The organism is Paraburkholderia tropica (assembly GCF_914484835.1).
In the GTDB taxonomy this organism is placed as follows: domain Bacteria; phylum Pseudomonadota; class Gammaproteobacteria; order Burkholderiales; family Burkholderiaceae; genus Paraburkholderia; species Paraburkholderia tropica_A.
Genome location: NZ_CAJZAR010000049.1, coordinates 166,775 through 188,786, shown reverse-complemented (window position 1 = coordinate 188,786; position 22,012 = coordinate 166,775). Strand labels below are relative to the sequence as shown.

The 22,012-nt window shown below is 65.8% G+C and carries 17 protein-coding genes; 3 read left to right on the top strand and 14 right to left on the bottom strand.

Going from position 1 to position 22,012, the window contains the following annotated elements; all coding sequences use genetic code 11:
- Positions 1-136 precede the first annotated feature (136 nt).
- Positions 137-331 (top strand): hypothetical protein, encoded by a 195-nt coding sequence (locus tag LDO54_RS17035; protein ID WP_224011861.1) that lies wholly within the window; start codon positions 137-139, stop codon positions 329-331.
- A gap of 419 nt (positions 332-750) precedes the next feature.
- Here the strand turns inward: LDO54_RS17035 and LDO54_RS17030 are convergent, their stop codons facing one another.
- Positions 751-1,671 carry a hypothetical protein gene (locus LDO54_RS17030; protein ID WP_224011860.1) on the bottom strand — a complete coding sequence of 307 codons (921 nt, stop codon included), beginning with the start codon at positions 1,669-1,671 and terminating at the stop codon, positions 751-753.
- Positions 1,672-1,815: 144 nt separating this feature from the next.
- On the opposite strand from LDO54_RS17030, the gene LDO54_RS17025 reads away from it, so the two are divergent.
- Positions 1,816-2,115: a hypothetical protein gene (locus LDO54_RS17025; RefSeq protein ID WP_224011859.1), complete on the top strand. Its 300-nt coding sequence runs from the start codon at positions 1,816-1,818 to the stop codon at positions 2,113-2,115.
- Positions 2,116-2,640: 525 nt separating this feature from the next.
- On the top strand, positions 2,641-3,213 hold the full coding sequence (locus tag LDO54_RS17020) for a cupin domain-containing protein (RefSeq protein WP_224011858.1): 573 nt from the start codon (positions 2,641-2,643) through the stop codon (positions 3,211-3,213).
- An 87-nt stretch (positions 3,214-3,300) separates the two neighbouring features.
- Here LDO54_RS17020 and LDO54_RS17015 read toward each other — a convergent pair whose 3' ends face one another.
- The 13 genes from LDO54_RS17015 to LDO54_RS16955 all read right to left on the bottom strand — a co-directional run bounded on the left by LDO54_RS17015 (position 3,301) and on the right by LDO54_RS16955 (position 21,977).
- Complete coding sequence (locus tag LDO54_RS17015; RefSeq protein ID WP_224011857.1) at positions 3,301-6,432, bottom strand: multidrug efflux RND transporter permease subunit; 3,132 nt, start codon at positions 6,430-6,432, stop codon at positions 3,301-3,303.
- A 15-nt stretch (positions 6,433-6,447) separates the two neighbouring features.
- Positions 6,448-7,068: a GNAT family N-acetyltransferase gene (locus LDO54_RS17010; protein ID WP_224011856.1), complete on the bottom strand. Its 621-nt coding sequence runs from the start codon at positions 7,066-7,068 to the stop codon at positions 6,448-6,450.
- Positions 7,065-7,613: a GNAT family N-acetyltransferase gene (locus LDO54_RS17005; RefSeq protein ID WP_224011855.1), complete on the bottom strand. Its 549-nt coding sequence runs from the start codon at positions 7,611-7,613 to the stop codon at positions 7,065-7,067. Before LDO54_RS17005 ends, LDO54_RS17010 begins: the two co-directional genes overlap by 4 nt.
- Before the next feature lie 168 nt (positions 7,614-7,781).
- Positions 7,782-9,083 carry a TldD/PmbA family protein gene (locus tag LDO54_RS17000; protein WP_224011895.1) on the bottom strand — a complete coding sequence of 434 codons (1,302 nt, stop codon included), beginning with the start codon at positions 9,081-9,083 and terminating at the stop codon, positions 7,782-7,784.
- Between the two features lie 110 nt (positions 9,084-9,193).
- Positions 9,194-10,630, bottom strand: coding sequence for a TldD/PmbA family protein (locus LDO54_RS16995; RefSeq protein ID WP_224011854.1), 1,437 nt, complete (start codon positions 10,628-10,630; stop codon positions 9,194-9,196).
- Positions 10,627-12,270 (bottom strand): ABC transporter ATP-binding protein, encoded by a 1,644-nt coding sequence (locus tag LDO54_RS16990; protein WP_224011853.1) that lies wholly within the window; start codon positions 12,268-12,270, stop codon positions 10,627-10,629. The genes LDO54_RS16995 and LDO54_RS16990 overlap by 4 nt, the downstream gene beginning before the upstream one ends.
- Entirely contained in the window at positions 12,270-13,382 is a 1,113-nt protein-coding gene (locus tag LDO54_RS16985) for an ABC transporter permease (RefSeq protein ID WP_224011852.1), read from the bottom strand. The genes LDO54_RS16990 and LDO54_RS16985 overlap by 1 nt, the downstream gene beginning before the upstream one ends.
- Positions 13,336-14,391, bottom strand: coding sequence for a microcin C ABC transporter permease YejB (locus LDO54_RS16980; protein ID WP_065063906.1), 1,056 nt, complete (start codon positions 14,389-14,391; stop codon positions 13,336-13,338). The genes LDO54_RS16985 and LDO54_RS16980 overlap by 47 nt, the downstream gene beginning before the upstream one ends.
- Before the next feature lie 8 nt (positions 14,392-14,399).
- Positions 14,400-16,319: an extracellular solute-binding protein gene (locus LDO54_RS16975; RefSeq protein ID WP_224011851.1), complete on the bottom strand. Its 1,920-nt coding sequence runs from the start codon at positions 16,317-16,319 to the stop codon at positions 14,400-14,402.
- Between the two features lie 134 nt (positions 16,320-16,453).
- Entirely contained in the window at positions 16,454-19,171 is a 2,718-nt protein-coding gene (locus LDO54_RS16970) for a TonB-dependent receptor (RefSeq protein WP_224011850.1), read from the bottom strand.
- 363 nt (positions 19,172-19,534) lie between these two features.
- Positions 19,535-20,110 (bottom strand): helix-turn-helix domain-containing protein, encoded by a 576-nt coding sequence (locus LDO54_RS16965; protein WP_224011849.1) that lies wholly within the window; start codon positions 20,108-20,110, stop codon positions 19,535-19,537.
- 218 nt (positions 20,111-20,328) lie between these two features.
- Positions 20,329-21,540 carry a tetratricopeptide repeat protein gene (locus LDO54_RS16960; RefSeq protein WP_224011848.1) on the bottom strand — a complete coding sequence of 404 codons (1,212 nt, stop codon included), beginning with the start codon at positions 21,538-21,540 and terminating at the stop codon, positions 20,329-20,331.
- 8 nt (positions 21,541-21,548) lie between these two features.
- Entirely contained in the window at positions 21,549-21,977 is a 429-nt protein-coding gene (locus LDO54_RS16955) for an ExbD/TolR family protein (RefSeq protein ID WP_224011847.1), read from the bottom strand.
- Between the last annotated feature and the right edge of the window lie 35 nt (positions 21,978-22,012).

The window sequence follows — 22,012 nt, the reverse complement described above, 5'->3', positions numbered from 1 at the left end:
TTACCATTTATTCGCAGGCACCGTGCCCTGGAGGTTTGGTGACCCCAAAGAATCGATCGCCCGAAGCCGGCGCATCGTTTCGCTTGAAGCCCAGTCGGTATCCGCCTGGGCTTCGAGGCATAGGAAGCGCAATCGCGTGGCCGGCATCCGAAAGGAATTCATCATCAAGCTCTGGAAGGAAACGGTCGGCTACTCGTCCATTCAGATGGCGCAGATTCTCGGACTCAAGAGCCCGCATCGGTGGCGCGACTACACTGACGAGAACAAACCGAAAGGCGTTCCGCCGGCCAATCTCCTCATGCTATCGGCCATCGTTACGCTCCCGCCCTGAGCACGCAACATCGGAGCGAGGCTCGAATATGGCTGCCCTCGTGCGCGGGATATTAGCCGACGCCTTTCGTTGGGCAGAAACAAGAAGTCAACCCGACATGGGAAAAATCCCGTGACCGTCACCAGAAACCGAACTTTAAGGTCGGCCGAGCGTGACTCACGCAAGAGCAGTTCATGGTGATCTATGCTGCCGCATCTGAAATGGAGCCTTGGGTGACGCGCAGGCTTAAAGCTAGCGAGCGAACTGCTGCGCTTTTTTTCGCTGGTCAGCACGCTCGACACGCCACAGCATGTGGCCGCGCAGACGTTGCGCGTCGACGAGCGCACGCAGGCGCGCCACGCGCAACTGATCGCGCAGACATCCACGCCATCGAGCGGCGCGAGCGCACATCAACTACGCGCACGCGCCCGCTCGCTTACTCACTGATCGTCATCCGGTCCCGGCGAGCCCGAATCGATATGGCCCGCCGTCCCCACGCCCTGCGCGGCGATGGAGCGCGCAAGCAGCCGCTTCGCTTCCTGGCTCGACGCGTCGATCGTCACCGCATGGCCCGCGTTCTGCCACGCGCACGACCACTTGCCCTCGCGCGCGCAAAGCCGCCCATAACCGAGAAGCGCATCGCGCTCTTGTTCGCGCGCCTGCAAATCGGCCTTCATCTGCTGTGCCTCGGCGTTGCCGGGCTGCGCGGCGAGCGCGCTCGTGATCGCGCGGCGCGCGGGCCACAAGCGGTTCTTGTCGAGATTCGTCCGCGCCACGGCGAGATTGCGCGCGACATCAGCGCGCGTGGCCGTACCGCCGTTTTTCTCCGCGGATTGATCCGCCGATGCGCGAGCGTCCACGGCCCCATTACGCGGTGTGGGCGCGGCGTGAGCCGATTGGGTCGGCACCGCGGCGACCGAAGGCACCGCGCGCGCCGTCGCGTCGCGATGCGCGGGTGCGGGTCCGGCCAACGGCGCTGCATGCACCGTGGCCGTCGTGGCCGAGGGCGCGCGCGTGCCGTCCTGCTGCGACGACACCGCGCCCTCCACCGACTGCCCGATCATCGCGCCCGCCGGCGCATCGCGATGCGAAATCACATAGCCCGCCAGCGCGGCCGCGACCAGCGCCACCGCGCCGAACGCGTAGAGCGGCAGACGCGAGCGCCGCGCGCCGTGCGATTCGTGCGCGCGATAGCCGTCGTAATCGGCGTAAAAACGTTCGCGCCCGAAACCCGCCGGCACCGCGCCGCGCTCGGTATGGAAACGCTGCGAGACGACGCGCGGCCGCTCGGGCGTGCCGCCCTCGCCGCCTCGCGACGCACCGGCAAGCTGGTTCGCGCCGCATTGGGGACAAAATATCAATGGCGCATTCAGCCGGTTGCCGCAGTGGGGACACTGCCTCGGACCGGGGGCGCCTCGACCTGGTTCGTTAAACATGGGAAGAGCTAGCGATTCGAAAGCTTCAAGGGCCGCCGCGGCCCGAAGGCGACATGCGACGGATGACGAATGGCGAAGCGCCGCAATTTGCGTGCCGCTGCGCCGGATGCGCGAACAACGCGAAGGAGGATGGGCGAGAAAGTGGAAACGAATATGAGCCACTTCCGCGTGAAGATCAATCGGCGGATTCGGCCACGATGGCGGATCTGGATGACGCCCCATGAAACCCTCGCCGCTGAGCGCCGCAATGCGGACAGCGCGCAGAATAAAAATCAATCTGAATATTGGCGCGGCGCGGCTGTCACATCGAATTACAGAACGGCGTTCGCTGGAACACAGTTCGTCGGAGAATATGCGCGACTGTGGTGAAACCGGGGCGAAACCGGGACGAGATTCAGTTCGATTGAATTGCCGATTTATGCGGGTGCTGCCGACTTATCATTCAGGCGCTGCCGAATAACGCGCGATGCGGCTTGCAGCGTGCGTTTCGCGGGGAGCGGGCAGAAACGGCGCGAAAGTCGGCGCGCAAGAACCTGCACATCGCTCACATGTAAGAGAAAGAATAAGAAACAAACTCCGATATCCTCAGAAAAATGGCGATGTTATGCTTGAGACACAGTGAAGTGATCCCGATGCATACGACATCGTTGATTTTCACTAATGTGCGTCGGCGGGTTTTTTTACGCGCACATTTACTAGAACGAAATCCATGGAGAGAAGCGAATTGATTCGCAGCGGGGAAATCCAGCCGGAATGCGCGTTTTTTTCAGCGCTGCGCGCAACAATCCGCATCGAATGCGCACGCATTCGCATCCATCAGACAAATCATTCCCGCTAGCGCGCCGGCAGGCGGATGACCACTTCTCGCACCCATTCCAACGACTCGCCCCCAACATGGCATCGAAAACCGTCGAAACCCAGAGCGTCGTCTCCGTCGGCAGCAAGATCCGCTCACTGCGCCAGCGCCAGGGGCGCACGCTGGACGACATCGCGACCGTCTCGCAGCTTTCCAAGCCCTTTCTTTCGCAAGTCGAGCGCGACCACGCGAGCCCGTCCATCACCTCGCTCGTGAGCATCGCGAAGGCGCTGGGCGTGCCCGTGAGCTATTTCGTCGATACGCCGACCGAGGAAGGCTGCGTGCGCCGCCGCAAGGACCTGCAGTATTTCGCGTTCGCCGATTCCGCCGATCTGTTCGCGCGGCTGTCGAATCAGTCGGGCGGCCGCCAGCTCGAGGCGATTCTCGTGCGCATGCCGCCCGGCGAGCGTCCGAGCGAGGTGACCACGCACGCGGGCGAGGAATTCGTCCACGTGCTCAGCGGCGAAGTGACGATCACGCTCGAAGGCAAGTCGTTCGTGCTCGGCGCGGGCGACAGCGCGCACTACGAATCGACGGTGCCGCATAGCTGGACCAACGCGCGCGACGACGAAGCCGTACTGGTCTGGGTCGGCACGCCGCGGCTGTTTTAAGCGCCGCGAAGCGCGCGGGCGCGCGCGTCGCTGCACGCGCGTTCGCGCGCCTCCACTCACGCGCCTTCGCGCGCCCTCACTGCGCCTTCACTGCGCGTTCTCCTCGAACACCGCCTCGCCGCGCGCCGGACCGCGTGGGCGTCGCGGACGGCGCACGCGCCGCACTGGCGAGCGCGCGGCCACCGCGCAATAGAGCACCGGCGCGAACACGAGGCCGAGCACCGTCGCCGCCAGCACGCCGCCGAGCACGCCCGTGCCGATCGAGTGACGGCTCTCCGCGCCCGCGCTGTGCGAAAGCGCGAGCGGCACCACGCCCAGCACAAAGGCCGCCGACGTCATCACGATCGGCCGCAGCCGTTCCGCGCAACCCGCCACCACGGCCCCGCCCACGCGCATGCCGCGCTCGCGCCGCGCGTTCGCGGCCTGCACGATCAGGATCGCGTTCTTCGCCGTGAGCCCGACCACCGTCACGAGCCCGACCTTGAAATAGATGTCGTTGGGCAGGCCGCGCAGCAGCATCGCCGTGACCGCGCCGAGCGTGCCGAGCGGCACGACCAGCAGCACCGCGAGCGGCGTGATCCAGCTTTCGTAAAGCGCCGCGAGCACCATGAACACCGCGAGCACGGAAAGGCCGAGCAGCAGCGGCGTATCGCGCGCCGCTTCGATTTGCTCGAACGCGGTGTCGGTCCATTCGTAGGCCACGCCCTGAGGCAGATCGAGCGCGAGCCGCTCCATTTCCCCCATCGCCTCGCCGGAACTGTGGCCGTGCGATTCGCGCCCGCTCACGTCGAGCGACGGATAGCCGTTATAGCGCGCGAGCATCACAGGGCCGCGCGTCCAGCGCGTGCTCGCCAGCGACGAAAGCGCCACGGTCGCGCCCGTGCTGGTCTGCACCGGCAGGTCGAGCAACTGACGGTCGGCCATGCGCGCGTTCGCGTCAGCGGAGACGATCACGCGGCGCATGCGCCCGCCCGCCGGAAAGTCGTCGACGTAGGTCGAGCCGAAGGTCGTGCTCAGCACATCGGCGATACGGTCGAACGGCACGCCGAACGCGTAGGCCTTGGCGCGGTCGATGTCGAGATCGACGCGCGGCGCATCGGGCAGATCCTCCGAATGCACGCCCGCGAGCACGGGGCTTCGCGTGGCCGCGTCGATCAACTGGCCGCGCGCCGCCTTGAGCGCGTCCATGCCCACGCCGCCGCGATCCTCCAACCGGAACGTGAAGCCCTCCGAGTGGCCGATGCCCGGCACCGGCGACGGCAAGGTGGCCTCAACATCGCCGTCCAGGATCGCGGCGAATTTGTCGTTGAGGCGGTCGCGCAGCGCCTGCGCACTGATCGAGCGGCGGTCCCAGTCCTTGAGATCGACGAAGGCCATGCCCACGTTCTGCCCGCTGCCCGCGAAGCTCCAGCCCACCACGCCCGTGACGTTCTCGACCGCGCTTTCGCTACGCAGGATGGCCTCCGTGCGTTGCAGCACCGCGAGCGTGCGCGCCTGATTCGCGCCCGCCGGCAACTCGATCATGACCTGCAACTGGCCTTCGTCCTCGGCGGGCAAAAAGCCTTCGGGCATCTGCCAGTAGAGCCACGCGCCCGCGCCCAGCAGCACCGCGTAAATCGCGAGCACGCGGCGGCTGCGGCGCAGCAGCTTGATCACGATGCCGCGATAGCCACGCGACACGCGTGCCACGCGCGAGGTGCCGTGCGCTTCAATATGCTTCGGTTTCCTGAGCATACTTGCGCACAACGCAGGCGTAAGCGAGAGCGCCATGAACGACGACACCAGCATCGACGCGATCATCGCCACCGCGAACTGACGATAAATGCCGCCCACGTTGCCGGTGAAGAACGCCATCGGCACGAACACGGCCGTGAGCACCGCCGTCACGCCGACGATCGCGCCGCCGATGCGCGACATCGCGCGCCGCGTAGCTTCGCGCGGCGGCAGCCCTTCTTCGTGCATCGCGCGGTGTACGCTTTCCACGACCACGATGGCGTCGTCGACGAGAATGCCGATCGCGAGCACGAGGCCGAACAGCGTGAACACGTTGATCGACATGCCGCCGATATAGAGCGTGAGAAACGCGCCCATCAGCGTGACCGGAATCACGACCGTGGGCACCAGCGTCGCGCGCAGATCGCGCAGGAACAGCCACATCACGCAGAACACGAGCACGATGGCTTCGAGCAGCGTGATGATCACTTCGCGGATCGCCACGCGCACGAAATGCGCGCTGTCGAATGGAATCTCGACGGTGATGCCGGGCGGCATGCGCTTCGAGAGTTCGGCGAGGCGCGCGCGGATCGCGTCCGAGGTTTCGAGCGCGTTGCCACGCGGGCCGAGTTGAATGCCGACGGTCGCGGCGGGCCGTCCGTTGAGCCGCGAGAAGAACGAGTAATCGCTGCGGCCGATTTCCACGCGCGCGATGTCGCGCAGACGCACGATCGAGCCGTCGGTTTTCGCCTTGAGCACGATCTCGCCGAACTGATCGGGCGTCTCCAGCTGGCCTTTCACGTCGACCGAGGCGTTGGTCTGCTGGCCCGCCGCGAACGGCGCGTCGCCGATCGTGCCCGCCGTGACGGGCGCGTTCTGCGCGCTGATCGCCGTGGTCACGTCGCTGGCCGCCAGCCCGTATTCGCGCAGCCGGTACGGATCGAGCCAGATGCGCATCGCTTCGTCGGCGTCCCATAGCTCCGCCGAACCCACGCCGGGCGCGCGCTTGAGTTCGCGCAGCACGTAGCGGTTCAGATAGTCGGCGAGCTGCGCCGAGTCGCGCGAGCCGTCGGTCGAAGTGAGCGCCACCAGCATCAGGAACGTGTTCGACGCCTTCACCACATTCACGCCCTGCTGCACCACCGCTTGCGGCAGGCGCGCCTCGATCTGCTTGATGCGGTTCTGCACGTCCACGAGCGCGATGTCGGGATTCGTGGCGGGCGCGAAGGTCACGTCGATCTCGAGATTGCCGAGGCCGTCGCTGGTGGTTTCGTAGTAGAGCATGCCGTCCGCGCCGTCGAGACTCTCCTCGATGATGCTCGCGACGTTGTCGTCGACGGTTTGCGCCGACGCGCCCGGATACTGCGCGACGATCACGATGCGCGGCGGCGAGAGGCGCGGATACTGCGCGATGGGCAGTTGCGTGATGGCGAGCGCGCCCGCCACCATGACGGCGAGCGCGATCACCCACGCGAAGACCGGCCGGTCGATAAAGAAGAAGGGCACGCGAGGCGTCCTGGCTTAGAGGGCTGTCGGGGAGTCCGGGGTGGTGTCTGCGCTTGCGCTTGCGTTCTCGCCTGTCGTGTCGGCGGGCGGCGCGAACGCGGGCGCATCGACGAGCCGCGCCATGTGCAGCACGTCGTGCAGCGCGCCGTCGCGGATCGCGTCCGCGCGGGCGCACGCCTCCACCTCGAAACCGAACTTGCGATAGAGCGCGAGCGCAGGCGCGTTGTCGGCGAACACCTGCAGTTCGATGCGGCGCAGGCCGAACGCGTTGTCGGCGGCGTCGAGCAGCGCGGCGAGCAGCAGCGAACCCACGCCGCGCCCGTGATACGCGTCGTGCACCGAAATGCCGAGCGAGCCGCAATGCGCGCGCCGCCCGTCGTGCGCCCGCAGTTCGGACTGCCCGACGATCTGCCCTTCGTATTCGGCCACGACCGTCATCGAGTCGGCCTTCTGGCTCGCGAGCCAGGCGCGCACGGCTTCGCCCGTGCGGTAGCCGTGCGAGAGCGTGCCGGGACGCACGCCCGGCAGGTTCATGAGCGCCGCCATCGCGTCGGCGTCGTCGACTTCGGCGGCGCGCACGCGCAGCGCTTTCGCGAATGCGGCGCGCTCGGCCGCGGCATCGTGGAGAAGATTCATGACGCCTCGCTTTCGACGTAAGGAAGCGGCGCGCGCAGACGCCCCATCAGAAACGAATCGACGTAAGCGCCGTCGCGCAGCGTGTTGCCGCGCAGCCGGCCTTCGATCTCGAAGCCGCTCTTGCGATAGAGCGCGATGGCGGGCGCGTTGTCGACGAAGACCCTGAGTTCGAGGCGGCGCAGGCCGAGCCAGTTGTCGGCCAGATCGAGCATCTCTTCGACGAGCCGCGTGCCCACGCCGCGCCGCTGCCAGTCGCCGTGCACGCCCACGCCGATTTCGGCCACGTGCGCGCGGCGCATGCGGCCGATCTGCACCTGGCCTTCGCCGACCAGTTCCTCGCCCATCCAGGCGCCGATCATGACGAGTTGCGGCGTGCGTTTGGCGAGCCATTCGCGCGTGGATTCCAGCGTGCGAAACGGCGTTTGCGGATCGCCGTGCGCCATCGACGGCGAGTAGATCAGCGCGTGCAGTTGCTCCGCGTCGCGCTCCCGTATGCCGCGCAGCACGAGCGGCCCGCCCGTCTGCGGATTTGCGTTATTCGACATCTGTGCATCCTTGTTGTTTTACGTTTTGCTGCACTTCCGTACTGCGCGTTCTTTACTGCTTTTCTGCTTTTCTGCTTTCCGGCTTTCCTGCTTTCCTCCACCGCCGAAATGCACGCGCGGCGCGCGCCCTCGTGCGCGCCGCGTGACCTCCCGTCCCGCTCGCGCGGGCTACAACACCAGTTCGAACGACTTAACTAGCGCGCCCGGCAGTTGCAGGCCGCCGGTCGCGCGCTGTCCCCAGGTGGAATCGGAGAGCAGCAGTTCGGACTCTGCGCCCAGCGCTTCCAGACGCTCGCCGAGCAGGCCGTACAGGCTGTCGTCGAAACGCATGGCGTCGACCGGCGCGACGATCTCGCCGTCTTCCACCCAGAAGGTCGCGAAACGCGTCATGCCGGTCAGGCGGCAATTCATGCGGTCCGAGAAGTTCACGTACCAGAGATTGCCGACGTAAAGCCCCGTACCCAGCCGCGCGAGCACGTCCTCAGGCGCGAGGTCGCCAGTCGCCATCGAAACCGTGGTCGCCCTTTCCTCCGGCAACGCGCCGTTCGGTTCGAGCCCATACTCGCGCGCCGAACGCGCGCTCGTCAGCTGGCCCACGCCGCGACCGCCTTCGATCAGCGGCACGCTCGCGCGCAGATAACCGTCGTCGTTGAAGGCGGGCGAGATGCCCAGTTCGAGCGATTCCGCCAGCGACACGCGCGGATCGAACGCAGCAGCGCCCGTGTTGAGCTTGTAGAGCGGGCTCGTCGAGGCCGCCTGGGCGCGCGCCGAAAAGCCGCCCCACGCCATCGACTCCACGAATTCGGCGAGCGCCGACGGCGCGAGCCACGCGCGATAGCCGCCCGGCGTGAGCACGCGCGGCGCGCGCAGCAGCACCGGCAAACGCGCCGCCGCCTCGCTCACCTTCGCCGCGAACACGGCGTCATCCCACGCGTCGCCCGCGTAGCGCGTCTTGATCGCGCGCCCGTTCGGCTGATACAGCGACCAGCTGAAATTGAAGTTCTCCACTTCGTACCAGCCGCGGCTGCCCGTGGTGGACGCGAAGCCGCGCGAGAGCGTGCCGCCCGCGTAGAAGCCCACGAAATCGAGCCCTTGCGCGCATTGCGCGACGAGTTCGACGAGCGCCTGCGGCTGCGGCAGCTTGCCGTTGCGGCGCGTGCTGCGCGACCACGACGTGGTGTCGAACAGCACGTGCGGATCGTCGGGCGCGTCGAGCAGGCTTTCGCGCAGCGCTGCGAGCGCCTCGGCGACGTGGCGCACGTCGGCGTTCGCGTCGCCGCTCAGGTCGAGCGTCGAATACGCCTGGCGCGCGCCGTGCACGAGCCGCAGCGTCAGACGCCCCTGCTCCACCTGGCCGCTCTGGCGCACCTTGCCCGCGTTGAAGCGGATGAAATCGGACTGCTCGCCCGCGAACGCGCTGAGCACGGTCTCGCCGGGCTGGCGCTGACGCTCGATGGCGTCGGCGAGCATCGCGAAGTGGGCGTGCCAGTCGATCGACGCGCCCGCTGCGCGCGTGCCTGTGCGGGCTTCGGTGCGGGCCTCGGTGCGGGCGTCCTTACCGGCAAAAAGCGTGTCGCTCATCAGGCGGCTCCGAAGACTTCGACGTTGGAAAACACGCAGGCCGGCGACGCATGGCCCACGCGGATGACCTGCGCGGGCTCGCCCTTGCCGCACATCGGCGTGCCATAGACCTCGCGCGTGGACGCGTCGCCCACGGCCGCGAGGCTGCGCCAGAAGCTCGCGGAAATGCCGCGATAGCTCGGCCGCTTGACGATCTCCGTGAGCTTGCCGTTTTCGATCAGCTGACCGAACTCGCAGCCGAACTGAAACTTGTTGCGATGATCGTCGATGGACCAGGACGTGTTGGTGCTCATCAGAATGCCGTGCTCGATGCCCGCGATCAGCGCGTCGAGCGGCTGGTCGCCCGGCTCGATATTGAGGTTCGCCATGCGGTCGATGGGCGGACGATTCCAGTTCGCCGCGCGCGAGTTCGCCACGCCCGGCAGGCCCGCGCGCTGCTGCGAAAGCGCGCCGCCGAGCGGACGCTCCAGCACGCCTTCGCGAATCAGATATTGCTTGCTGGCCGCGCTGCCGTCGTCGTCGAAGGCGTAGGCGGCGGCTTCCTCGCGCGTGTCCGGGTCGAAGGTCACGTTGAGCAGTTCGGAGCCGTACTGGTAGCTGCCGAACATCTCCGGCTTCACGAAGCTCCAGCCCGCGAAATTGCGCTCGTCGCCGAGAATGCGGTCGAGTTCGAGCGGATGGCCGATCGACTCGTGAATCTGCAGCATCATCTGGTCGGGCATCAGCAGCAGGTCGCGCTTGCCCGTGGGGCAGTTCGGCGCGGCGAGCAGTTGCAGCGCCTCATTCGCGACGCGCGCGCCCGAGCCGTCGAAGCCATAGCGCCCGAGAATTTCCATGCCGCCCTGCGCGAGCGTGCCGTAGTGGCCGCCGAGCGTGCGCTCCTGGGTGTCGCCGTCGTCGTGCGCGACCACCGCGACATTGGGCATCAAAAAGCGGAAGCGCTGCTCGATGCGCACGCCGTCGCTCGTCAGGTAAAGCTGGTCGCTCTGCGTGACTTCCATGCCCGCCACGCGCTGCACGATGCGCGCATCGAGCTTCGCCGCCGCGCATTCGTGCGCGAGGCGTTCGAGCCATTCGCGCCGCGACGGCAGCGCCGCCTGCGCGTTCGGCGAGACGTATTCGCCGCTCTGCGCGGGCCGCGCGATCTCGCGATGGTCGATCAGCCCGTGCGCCGCGCTTGCCTGCGCGCGCGCCGTGGCGATCTCCAGCGCGCGCTGCAGGCCGCTCGCCGTGAGGTCCGCCGTGGCCGCGTAGCCCGCACCCGCGCCGGCCCACGCCGTCACCATCGCGCCGCGTTCGCGCGCGATGCGCAGCGGCAGCGCCACGTCGTTGCGCACGACGTGATCGTCCTTGCGTTCGTCCACGAAACGCACCGACCAGAAGTCGGCCGCGCTGCGCAGTCCGCGCGCAGCCAACGTCCAGCTTTCATCGATCATGCAATGTTCTCCTTGAGCGCGACGGGACGCGTGGCGGGATTCGCCAGCATCGATGCCGCGAGCAGCGATTGCGTATAGGGATGCGTGGGCGCGTCGAGCACCGCGAGCGTGTCGCCCTGCTCGACGATGCGCCCCGCCTTCATCACGATCACGCGATGCGCCATCGCGCGCATCACCGCGAGATCGTGCGTGATAAACAGATAGCTCAGACGATACCGCTTTTGCAGGTCCGTGAGCAACGTCAGCACCTGTTTCTGGATGGAAACGTCGAGTGCGCTGGTCGGTTCGTCGAGCACGATCATCTCGGGCTCGACCGCGAGCGCGCGCGCAATCGCGATGCGCTGGCGCTGGCCGCCCGAGAATTCGTGCGGATAACGCAGCATCGACTCGGCAGGCAGCCCGACTTCCTCCAGCAACCCGCCGATGCGGCGGCGCTTCGCCTCGCCCTTCAGTTGCGGCTGATGCACCGTGAGCCCTTCGCCGACGATCTGCTCGATCGTCATGCGCGGCGAGAGCGAACCGAAAGGGTCCTGAAATACGACCTGCATGCGCTTGTAAAGCGAGAGGCGTTCGCCCGCGCCGCGCAGCGCGGCGAGCGGCTGCCCGTCGATGCGGATCTCGCCCGCCGCCGCGCCCTGCAAGCCTAACACCGTCGAGGCCAGCGTCGATTTGCCGGAACCCGATTCGCCAACCACGCCGAGCGTTTCGCCGCGCTTGAGCGTGAGGCTCGCTTCGTGCACGGCGCGGAAGGTATCGCCGCCGAACAGCGAGCGCCAGCCTTTGCCCGCCGTGCGGTAATCGACGGCCAGATCTTTCACGTCGAGAATCACGGGCGCGTCGGGCGCGACCGGCTGCACCGCGCGCGACGGCTCGCTGTCGAGCAGACGCTGCGTGTACGGATGCTGCGGATTCGAAAACAGCGCCTCGGTCGTGTTGGTTTCCACCAGCACGCCCTTTTCCATCACGGCCACGCGCTGCGCGAAACGGCGCACGAGATTCAGATCGTGCGTGATCAGCAGCACGGCCATGCCGCGCGCGGCCGCTTCCTGCTCCTGCAATTCGAGCAGCAGATCGACGATCTGCTGGCGCACGGTCACGTCGAGCGCCGTGGTCGGTTCGTCGGCGAGCAACAGGCGCGGACGGCACGCGAGCGCCATCGCGATCATCGCGCGCTGGCGCTGGCCGCCCGAGAGTTGATGCGGGAAGCTGTCGATGCGGCGCTCCGGTTCGGGAATGCCGGTGCGCCGCAAGAGTTCGATGCCGCGCGCGCGCGCCGCGTTCGGGCGCAGGCCTTCGTGCAGGCGCAGGCTTTCCGCGATCTGCTTGCCGATCGTGAACAGCGGATTGAGCGCGGTCATCGGCTCCTGAAACACCATGGCGATGTCGCCGCCGCGAATGCCGCGCATCTGGCGCTCGCTTTGCTGCAACAGGTCCACGCCGTCGAGCAGCATGCGCCCGCCTAGTTCCGCCTGCGCGACGAGACCGAGAATCGACAGCGCCGTCACGCTCTTGCCCGAACCCGACTCGCCGACCAGCGCGACACGCTCGCCGCGCCCGATCGAAAGACTCAGATCGCGCACGGCCAGCTTGTCGCCGAAGCGCACGGAAAAGTCCTGAATATCCAGCAACGGTGCGCTCATCATTTGCCTCCGCCGAATGCCGAGCCGCGTGCGCGCGTGTCGAGCGCATTGCGCAGCGCGTCGCCCATGAAGGTCAGCAGCAGCAGCGTAATCACCAACGCAGCGAACGCGGAAATCGAAATCCACCATGCGTCGAGATTGTTCTTGCCCTCTTGCAGCAGCTCGCCGAGGCTCGGCATCGGCGGCGGCACGCCAAGGCCCAGGAAATCGAGACTCGTCAGCGAGAGAATCGCCGCGCTCATGCGGAACGGCAGGAACGTGATGACCGGCGTGAGACTGTTCGGCAGCACGTGTCGCCACATGATCTGCCAGTTAGTCAGGCCCATCGTGCGCGCAGCCTTAACGTAATCGAGCGAGCGGTTGCGCAGGAATTCGGCGCGCACGTAATCGGACAGCACGAGCCAGCCGAACATCGAGAGCAGGATGAACAGCAGCCACAGCGTGGGCTCGAAGATCGACGCGAAGATGATCAGCAGATAGAGGTCCGGCATCGAACTCCAGATCTCGATCAGGCGCTGGCCGATCAGGTCGGTGCGTCCGCCGTAGAAGCCCTGCACCGCGCCCGTGAGCACGCCGAGCAGCACGCCCGAGACCGTGAGCGCGAACGCCATCAGCACCGAGAGGCGGAAGCCGTACAGCAGGCGCGCGACCACGTCGCGGCCGAACTGGTCGGTGCCGAGCCAGTTGCTCGACGACGGCGGCGCGGGATACGGGCGCGCCGCGAAATAGTCGATCGTGTCGTAGCGGTACGGATTCGGCGGATAGACCGCGAAATTGCCGTGCGAAGTCAGCTTCGAGCGGATGTACGGATCCAGATAATTGGTCTGCGCGGGGAAATCGCCGCCGAACAAGGTCTCGGGATAGTTCTTCACGATCGGGAAATAGTAGTGCCCGTCATAGCGCACCACGAGCGGCCGGTCGTTCGACAGCACTTCGCCGAACAGGCTCACGACGAACAGCACCATGAAGATCACGAGGCTCCAGTAACCGAGCCGCTGCGCGCGAAAGCGCAGCCACGTGCGACGCCACGGCGAAACCGGCTGCGCGTGCGCGAGCGTGGCGGAATCAGCGGTCCAGCCGGTGGAACTGGATGCGGGGGTCGACGAGGACATAGCAGACATCGGCAATGAGTTTGGTGACGAGGGCGATCAGCGTGAACAGAAAGAGCGAGCCGAGCACGACGGGGTAATCGCGGCGGATCACCGAGTCGTACGAAAGCTGGCCCATGCCATCGAGCGAAAAGAGCGTTTCGATCAGCAGGTTGCCGTTGAGGAACGCGCCGACGAAGGCGGCGGGCAGACCGGTGACGAGCGGGATCGCCGCGTTGCGCAGCACGTGTTTCCAGAGCACGTCGCGTTCGGGCGCGCCCTTCGCGCGCGCGGTCAGCACGTACTGGCGGCCGATTTCTTCGAGGAAGGTGTTCTTCGTGAGGATCGTGACGATCGCGAAGTTGCCCACCACCGAGGCCGTGACCGGCAGCACCATGTGCCACAGATAATCGAGCACCTTGCCGATCGCGCTGAGGTCGTCGAAGTTGTCGGAGGTGAGGCCGCGCATCGGAAACACCTGCCAGAAGGTGCCGCCGCCGAACATCATCAGCAGCAGCACGCCGAGCACGAAGCCGGGAATCGCGTAACCCGCGAGCACCAGCACGCTTGTGACCGTGTCGAAGCGCGAGCCGTTGCGCACGGCCTTCGCAATGCCGAGCGGCACCGAGATCAGATACGTGAGGATCACGGTCCACAAGCCCAGCGAGATCGACACCGGCAGCTTCTCGCGGATCACCTGCCACACGCTCGCGTGCTGGTAGTACGACTGGCCGAGATCGAAGGTCGCGTAGTCCTTGAGCATCATCACGTAGCGCGTGAGCGGCGGCTTGTCGAAGCCGAACTGCTTCTTGATCTGCTCGATCTGCTGCGGGTCCACGCCCTGGCTGCCGTGATAGCCGCCACCGCCCGCGCCCACTTCGCCGCCGCGCGCGCCGCTGCCGTGGCGCAACTGCGTGAGCACCTGTTCGACCGGACCGCCCGGCACGAACTGCGTGACGATGAACGTGACCGTGACCACGCCGATGAGCGTCGGCACCATCAGCAAAAGACGTCTGAGAATATAGGCGTACATGCGGCTCCTTACTGCGCGGCGGCGGCGGTTTTATCGGCCGCGGCGGGTTGGGTGGACGAAGCCCCGCCCGCGCGCGCGGGATCGGGCGCGCCGGGTTTGCGGAACCAGTAATCGATGGCCCACTCCTCCGGCACATAGGTCAGCGGCAAGACCTTCGGGCGCCCGATCGTGGTCTTGAAGGCGATGCGCTCGTTGGGCGCGTAATACTCGGGCACGAGGAAATACTCGTTCATCAGCACGCGGTCGAGCGCGTGCGTGGCCGTTTCCAGATCGGCGAGCGTGCTGGCTTTCTGCACGTCGTCGATGAGCGCATCGACCACTTTCATCTTCACGCCCGGATAGTTTTCCGAACCCACCTGGCTGGCCGCCGCGCTGCCGAAGCGGCGCACCAGTTCCGCGCCCGGAATCGTGGTGGGCGTGTAGATATAGGTGGTCAGGTCGTAATCGAAATTGTCGATGCGCTTCTGATAGAGCGCACTGTCGATCTCGCGCAGATTCGCCTGGATGCCGAGCATGCCGAGCGCCTGCGTGTACGGCAGGATCAGGCGATCCATGCCGGGCTCGTCGTCGATAATCTCGACGGTCATGGGCTCGCCGGCCGCATTGCGCAGCGCGCCGTCGCGATAGTGCCAGCCCGCCTGCGCGAGCAGATCGCGCGCCTCGCGCAGATTGCCGCGCAGCGAATTGGGCGGCAGCGTGTTCGGCAACTGCATCATCGGGCCGAACACTTCCGGCGGCAGGCTCGCGCGATACGGGTCGAGCAGCGCGAGTTCCTGCGGCGAAGGCAGGCCCGTGGCCGCGAACGGGCTCACGTCGAAATAACTCTTCAGGCGCGTGTACTGACCGTAGAACATCATGCGGTTCATCCAGTCGTAGTCGAACGCGAGCGAGAGCGCGTGGCGCACGCGCACGTCCTTGAAACGATCCTTGCGCGTGTTGATGAGCATGCCCTGGAACTGCGCGGGGCTGATCGCGAAGTCGCGCTTTTCCAGCATGCCGTTGCGGAAATTCTTGCCCACGTATTTGCGCGCCCATTGCGTCGCGCTGTATTCCACATGCACGTCGGCGTCGCCGGCCTTGAACGCTTCGAGCTGCGTATAAAGGTCGAGATAGAGATTGAAGACGATGCGCTGAAAGCGGTACATGCCGCGCCGCGTCGGCAGATTCGCGGCCCAGTAATCGGGATTGCGGCGATAGACGATCTGCTTGTCGTTCTTGCGCGACTCGATCAGATACGCGCCGCTCGCAATCGGCGGCACGTTCGAAAGCTGGTTGAACGCAATCGTGCTGCCGTCGGCCGGCTTCGCCCACTTCGGCGAGAACACCGGCAGGTCGCCCGCGATCAGCGGCGCGTCGCGTTCGGCGCGGCGGAAGTCGAAGCGCACCGTGTGCGGGTCGATCACCACGGCGCGGCGGATCACCTCGAACTGCGCGTTGAACAGCGGCGAGGCCTGCGGGCTCGTGAGCGTGTCGAACGAATACTTCACGTCGGCGGCCGTGATGGGATCGCCGTTCGAAAAGCGCGCGCGCGGGTCGATATGGAAGGTCGCCGATGTGAGGTCGGGCGCCACGTCCACGCTCTGCGCGATCAGCGGATATTCGGACGCGAGTTCGTCCCAGCTACGCTGCATCAGCGTGTCGAACATCAGGTTCTTGATGTCCGGCGCGGGCGAGCCGCGCACGAGAAACGGATTGAGCGAATCGTAGCTCTGCGCCTGATCGAAATTCTGGAAGCTCAACGTGCCGTCCATGGGCGCGTCGGGATCGGCGTAATCGAAATGCGTGAAGCCGGGCGGATATTTGGGCGAGTCGTACTGCGCGATGGCCGTGGCCGCCTGCGCGGCGCCGGCAAACGCCGCTCCGAGCGTGCATGCTGCAAGCGCTGCGCGGGCTGCCGCCACGACGCGCGCACACTTCGTCAGTCTCATCTTCGGTCTTTCTGTCCGCATGGTTTGCGTTGGCGGCACGCGGCGCGCGCAGATGATGCGCGCGCCGCGGCCTGGCTGCGTCCTTCGTGAGGACTGGGCCGGTTGCCCGGCCCGTTCCTGCTATGCCACTGCGTTTAGAACTTGTACGTCGCGCCGATCTGGAGATAGCGGCCCACGTAGTTGTACAGCGACTGGTCGTAACCGGTCTGGTCGATCGAGCCGAGCCAGAGCGGATCGAACGGCGGCGCCTTGTTGAAGATGTTGTTGATGCCGCCGTAAATCGTCCAGTGCTTGAAGCCCGTGTACGCGACGTTCAGGTTGAACTGGCTGTACGAGCCCGTCGAGTAGTCGTAGCCCAGCGCATCCGAATACGGGCCGACGTACTGCCAGTCGAGCGTCGCATTCCACTTGTGCCAGTTCCACGACAGATCGGTCGTGCCCTTCCAGCGCGGGAACGAGCCGCCGAACGGCTGGGCGAGCGTCGCATCGTTGCCCGCGCCGTCGGTCGTGCCCGAATCGCCGCCGATGCCGTCCATCTTGAAGTGCCAGACGTAGGCCCAGTCCGCCGACAGCGTGAAGCGGCCGATCTTCGTGTTGATCGACTGGCTGAACGTGGTTTCGAAGCCCGACGTGTCGAACGAACCGAGGTTCTGGTACGGCTCGACCATGTAGGCGATCGAACCGTCCGAGTTGTAGACCGTCTTGCTCGGGTCGACCACCGCACCGATCGCGTTATCCACGTGAATCTTGTAGAAGTCGAAACCGATGTCGGTGCCGCGCGCCGGCGAGAGTTCGAAGCCGATGTTGTAGTTCTTCGTGCGTTCCGGCTGCAGCGCCGTGTTGCCGGTCGTGACGACGGTTTCATCCGCGCCGTTCGGACCGACCGGCGAGATGCCCGTGCTGGTCGAGTTGGTGTTCTCGACGAAGCTCGGCGCACGGAAGCCGCGGTTGTACGAGGTGTACATCGTCAACTGCTGAATCGGCTGGAAGCGCAGCGCGAAGCGCGGCGAGAACGCGCCGCCGAAGTCGCTGTAGTGGTCGTAGCGGCCCGACTGGCTGAAGGTCAGGATGTGCTGCCAGAGCGGAATGTCGACCTGGTAGTACACGGCCGCGACGTTGCGCTCGCCGTCCACCGTTTGCAGCGCCGGACTCAGCACCGAGCCGTCCATCGTGTTGGCGCCCTGGTCGATGCGCTCGCTCTGGTGCATGAACTGGCTGCCGAGGCCGAGGCCCACGTCGCCGGTCGGGATGTGGAACAGGTTCGGCGTGGACAGCGTGGCGTCCACCACGTCGAGCTTCGACACCGCGATGTTGTTGGTGTCGGTGAATACGCCGTCAAGGCCGTTAGGCGTCGCCGACGGATTCGCGAAGTCGTAGGTGCTGTTCGCGAGCATGTTCTCGACACCCGCCACGCTGAGCTGCCCCGTCGTGGTGTTGGTCACCGTGCTCTGCGAGTGGCCGTACGACAACGCCCAGTCCCAGTCTTCCTTCGAGACCGAGAAGTTGCCCTTGATACCCATCGCCGCGCGGTAGAAGTTCGCTTCGGTGGTATCGGAGACCGTGTTCGGCAGCGTCGTGAAGATCGTCGCGTCAGTGCCGTAGGGGTTGTACTTGTTGCTGGCCGGGACCACGGCCTGCCACGCGGAAAGCGTGCCGGTGGCCGGGTCGTAGACCGTCTTGTTGCCGAGGTACGACGTGAAGTCGTTGGTGACCGTCTTGATGTTGCTTTCCCAGAGGTCGGCCCAGGCGGTGGTGTTGTCGTTGACCTTGAAGTCGGCGTGAACCTTGGCGTTCCAGCGCTCGGTCCACGGATCGATCGAGCCCGATTCGGCGGTGTTGCGGCCGCACACCGTGCCGCCCGACGCCGCGCCCGTGTTCGACGCGATGATGTTGCTGCCGTAGGGCTGGACCGTGCCCGAGCAGGGGCTCAGCGCTTCGGCCATGCCCGTGTTCGGATTGAGCCAGTATGACGGCGAGAGGACCGAGCCGCCGAAGCCCTTGTTGCTGAAGTCCTGGTTTTCGGTCGTGTCGCGGTCGGCGAGCGTGAAGCCGTTCGACTTGTAGTAGCTCGCCGTGGCCGTCACGTTGAAGCGGTCGCTCGTGAGATTGCCGAAGCCGCCGAGGATGCCGAACTTGGTCGTGCCCGCGCCGCCTTGCGTGGCGCCGCCGTAGCTGCCGTCGAGCTGCAGGCCCTGGAAGTCGTGCTTGGTGATGATGTTCACGACGCCTGCGATCGCGTCCGAACCGTACTGCGAAACCGCGCCCGTCTTGACCACTTCGATGCGTTCGACGGCGTTCAGGGGAATGGCGTTGAGGTCGAAGAAGGTGTCGGTGCCGTTCACGGCGAAGCCGTAAGGCGCGACACGCTGACCGTCCACGAGCACGAGCGTGTACTTCTCGCTCAGACCGCGCAGTGCGATACCGGCGCCGCCGGCCGCGAAGCTGTCGTCGTTCGACTCGCCCCAGCTGTTCGCGGAGTTCGCCGAGATCGTGCGCATGTAGTCCGAGACGCTCGTCGCGCCCGAATTCTGGATCTGCTCCGGCGTGATCGTCTGCACCGCCTGATAGCCGGTCTTGTCGGACTGGCGGATCAGCGAGCCGGTCACCTCGAACTTCTTGAGCTGCGCGACGTTGTCGCCGTTCGCCTTGGTCGTCGTGGACGACGAAGACGACGTTGCAGCGTCCGATGCACCCGTGGGCGCGGCGGCCGTGGTGGTGCCGCCGCCGGCGGTCGCGCCGCTCGTGGCGGCAGGCTGGCTTTGCGCGAATACCGGCGCCGCGATGGCCGCCGATAGTGCGAGTTCAGCCCAGATTATCCTTTTGATGGCTAGCGCCAAAACCCTCTGTTTCACTTTTTCCCCTTCTCACTCGTCAGTCACGCCCACTTACGTCACGCGGAGCGAGGTCTTGTGAACCTCGCCGTCGATTGACGACGCTGTCGCGTCGCGCCCATTGCGCAAATCGCTCCGGCGGCGCGGTTGCGTCCGTCGCGGCGATCTACCCAAACCCCTTTTGAAATCGGACTACTAACGGCTTTCAAAGCATGTGCGCCACGCAATCGCACTACCCTGCCAATCGTTGCGGACGCCTTCGTGCCCGCGCGGCAACCCCTGTTTATGCTTGCGCGCCGCGCGGGCGAAGTCTTCACATTACATTTGGACTACTAATATTTCTGTATTGCCGTGAAGCGCTTTGTTCTGTTGCAACGGCGTTTCTCAAATCAGTTTCGGCGTACCCACCCAGACGAATACGCTTTCCGTATCGGAGGGATTGGCCCACGCATGCGGCACCGCCGATTCGAAATGCGCGGTATCACCCGCGCGCAACACGAACGTCGTGTTTTCCAGCGTGAGCGACACTTCTCCGCTCATGACATACAAGAACTCTTCCGTAGCCTGCGCGACGACGTCGAAGCGTTGCGCACCGGCCGGCATTCTCACGAGCTGCGCGTCGAGCTTGCGATCGCCGCCCGTCGACGTGAGCCGTCCATACTGATTCGCCGACCCGGTGAAGCCAAAAAACTTCAGGCGCTCGGCGCGGCGCACGACCTGTTCTTCCGCCGGTGTTTCGATGAAGTACTGCAAGGTCACGCCCAATGCCCGCGCGATGCCGATCAGCGAACGCAGCGACGGCGTGGCGCGCCCGCGTTCCACCTGCGAGAGATAAGGCTTGGATATTCCCGCCAGCTCCGCGGTCTCCTGCAACGTGCGCCTGAGGCGCTGTCGCAAGGCGCGGATGCGGCGGCCGGTGGTTGCTGCAACGTAGGCCTTCTCGTCAAGTGGCGAAACCATAGCAAGACAAAATAACGCGTCAAAATTTGTTTGATGAGATCGAACCTCTTTTTATGGCGCGACACCTCCATCGGCTTGCTCCGTAAAGCGAGCCGTTTCTATTTCGACCGTTTGAATGCACAACGAGAACAACGTCCTGAGTAAAACGCCTGCTTTGGGTGCCGTCAGCAATAACATTGCAACGACATTGCGATTCCCTTACCGCTGCATTTCCGCGTTTATTTCGCCGCGATCAATAACCAGAGCTGCGCGAGATCGGCCGATCCGTCATTGCCCTTGACCGCCTTGAATGCCGTCACCGCGCGCGCTTTCTGGCCCGCGAAGTAATACGCCTCGCCGAGCCGCAACCGCGCCATATCCGGATGATCGACGCCCTTGGCGAGCGCCGCTTCCATCGCCGCGAAACCGGCCTGCTGCTGACCCGCGAATACCTGATTGAAGCCCGCATCGAACGGCGCGAGCGGATTTTGCGGATCGGCGGGCGCGCTCGCGCGCTTCGCAGCGAGCGCCTGCAGACGGCGCTCGCGGTCCGCTTGCGCGTCGTGGCCCAGCGCGCCGCTCGTAAAGCCCTGATCGACGATCTGCTTGCCTTCCGCCGTCGAGCCCGCCACGATCGCGAGCTGCGTGAATTCCATATAGTCGTTCGCGCCCGAAAGCGAACCGGCGGCGCGGCGCAGCCGGTAAACATCGACGTCGAGCGCGGAGAGATAACCGGGCTTGGCGCGGATCGCGTGAATCAGATCGTCCCAGTAAGCGGGCTTCGGGTGATACGCGACGAGCTTTTCGAGCGCGCCGCGATACGCCGCCTGATCGTTGGCCTTCTGCGCGACCGTGCCGAGCAGCTGCAACTGGTCTTCCTCGGGTGCGTGACCGGCGCGCACCTGCGCGTCGACATTCGCGCGCAGCAACGCGAGCGCGCCTGCGTTGTCGCCAGAGAGGTAATACGCCTCGATCAGCAGCGTCTGCATCTGCGGATCGCTGCCGCCCGCCTTCTGATAGCGCTGCGCGGTCCTGATCGCCTTCGCGTAATCCTTCTGCTGGAAATACAGCCCGGCGAGCGCGGCCGCCGTGCGCTGCTCGTCCTCGCCCTTCACCTGGCCGCCCGCGAGCAGCGTTTCGTACGCGCGCTCGGCGGTGGCGTTGTCGCCTGCCGCCACCGCTGCCGCGCCGCGCATCTCTTCGACCATCACGGTCTCGTAGTCGGTGCGGTTGGGCACGGCGGCCGCCTGCGCGATCTTCGCGAGCGCCTCGCTATAACGATGCGCGCGATAAAGCGTCTGCGCGTCGTTGAGCGGCTTCGCCACTTCGGGCCGCAAGGTCGGCGCCGCCTGAGCGGCCTGCATCGCGAACGGCACCGCGCCGAACACGCCTGCGCCGCCCAGCGCGGCAGCCAGCACGGCCTGTCTGAATCGTCGGGAAATACGCGCCACGTCGTTCCTCACTGCATGTACTGTTCGTTGCCGATCAGGCCGATCTTCGTCGCGCCCTCGCGCTGCGCCGCGGCCATCACGGCCGCCACGTCGCGATACGGCACGAGCCGGTTCGGCCGCACGTGAATCTCGGGCTGCTCGGGCTGCGCGGCCGCCTGCGCGAGCCGCGACTCCAGGTCCGCCTCGGTGGGCACGGGCTGGCCGTTCCACGTCGTGGTGCCGTCGAAGTCGATGTCGATCTGCACGATCTGCGGCTGCGTGGCGGGCGGCGGCGGATTGCCCACCGGCAGATTCATCTTGATCGAATGCATCTGGATCGGAATGGTGATGATCAGCATGATCAGCAGCACCAGCATCACGTCGATCAGCGGCGTGGTGTTGATGTCCACCATCACTTCCGGCTCGCCGCCCCCGCCCGACCCCACGTTCATACCCATGACTTTCCCCTGCTCTATGAAACCGCCGCCCTCAA

What these genes read in the sequence shown, in the direction of transcription:
- LDO54_RS17025 (WP_224011859.1), top strand. Translation starts at nt 1,816, where the DNA reads ATGGCGAAGCGCCGCAATTTGCGTGCCGCTGCGCCGGATGCGCGAACA.
- LDO54_RS17020 (WP_224011858.1), top strand. Translation starts at nt 2,641, where the DNA reads ATGGCATCGAAAACCGTCGAAACCCAGAGCGTCGTCTCCGTCGGCAGC.
- LDO54_RS17010 (WP_224011856.1), bottom strand. Translation starts at nt 7,068, where the DNA reads ATGAATCTTCTCCACGATGCCGCGGCCGAGCGCGCCGCATTCGCGAAA.
- LDO54_RS17005 (WP_224011855.1), bottom strand. Translation starts at nt 7,613, where the DNA reads ATGTCGAATAACGCAAATCCGCAGACGGGCGGGCCGCTCGTGCTGCGC.
- LDO54_RS17000 (WP_224011895.1), bottom strand. Translation starts at nt 9,083, where the DNA reads ATGCTCGCCGACGCCATCGAGCGTCAGCGCCAGCCCGGCGAGACCGTG.
- LDO54_RS16995 (WP_224011854.1), bottom strand. Translation starts at nt 10,630, where the DNA reads ATGATCGATGAAAGCTGGACGTTGGCTGCGCGCGGACTGCGCAGCGCG.
- LDO54_RS16990 (WP_224011853.1), bottom strand. Translation starts at nt 12,270, where the DNA reads ATGAGCGCACCGTTGCTGGATATTCAGGACTTTTCCGTGCGCTTCGGC.
- LDO54_RS16985 (WP_224011852.1), bottom strand. Translation starts at nt 13,382, where the DNA reads ATGTCCTCGTCGACCCCCGCATCCAGTTCCACCGGCTGGACCGCTGAT.
- LDO54_RS16980 (WP_065063906.1), bottom strand. Translation starts at nt 14,391, where the DNA reads ATGTACGCCTATATTCTCAGACGTCTTTTGCTGATGGTGCCGACGCTC.
- LDO54_RS16975 (WP_224011851.1), bottom strand. Translation starts at nt 16,319, where the DNA reads ATGAGACTGACGAAGTGTGCGCGCGTCGTGGCGGCAGCCCGCGCAGCG.
- LDO54_RS16965 (WP_224011849.1), bottom strand. Translation starts at nt 20,110, where the DNA reads ATGGTTTCGCCACTTGACGAGAAGGCCTACGTTGCAGCAACCACCGGC.
- LDO54_RS16955 (WP_224011847.1), bottom strand. Translation starts at nt 21,977, where the DNA reads ATGGGTATGAACGTGGGGTCGGGCGGGGGCGGCGAGCCGGAAGTGATG.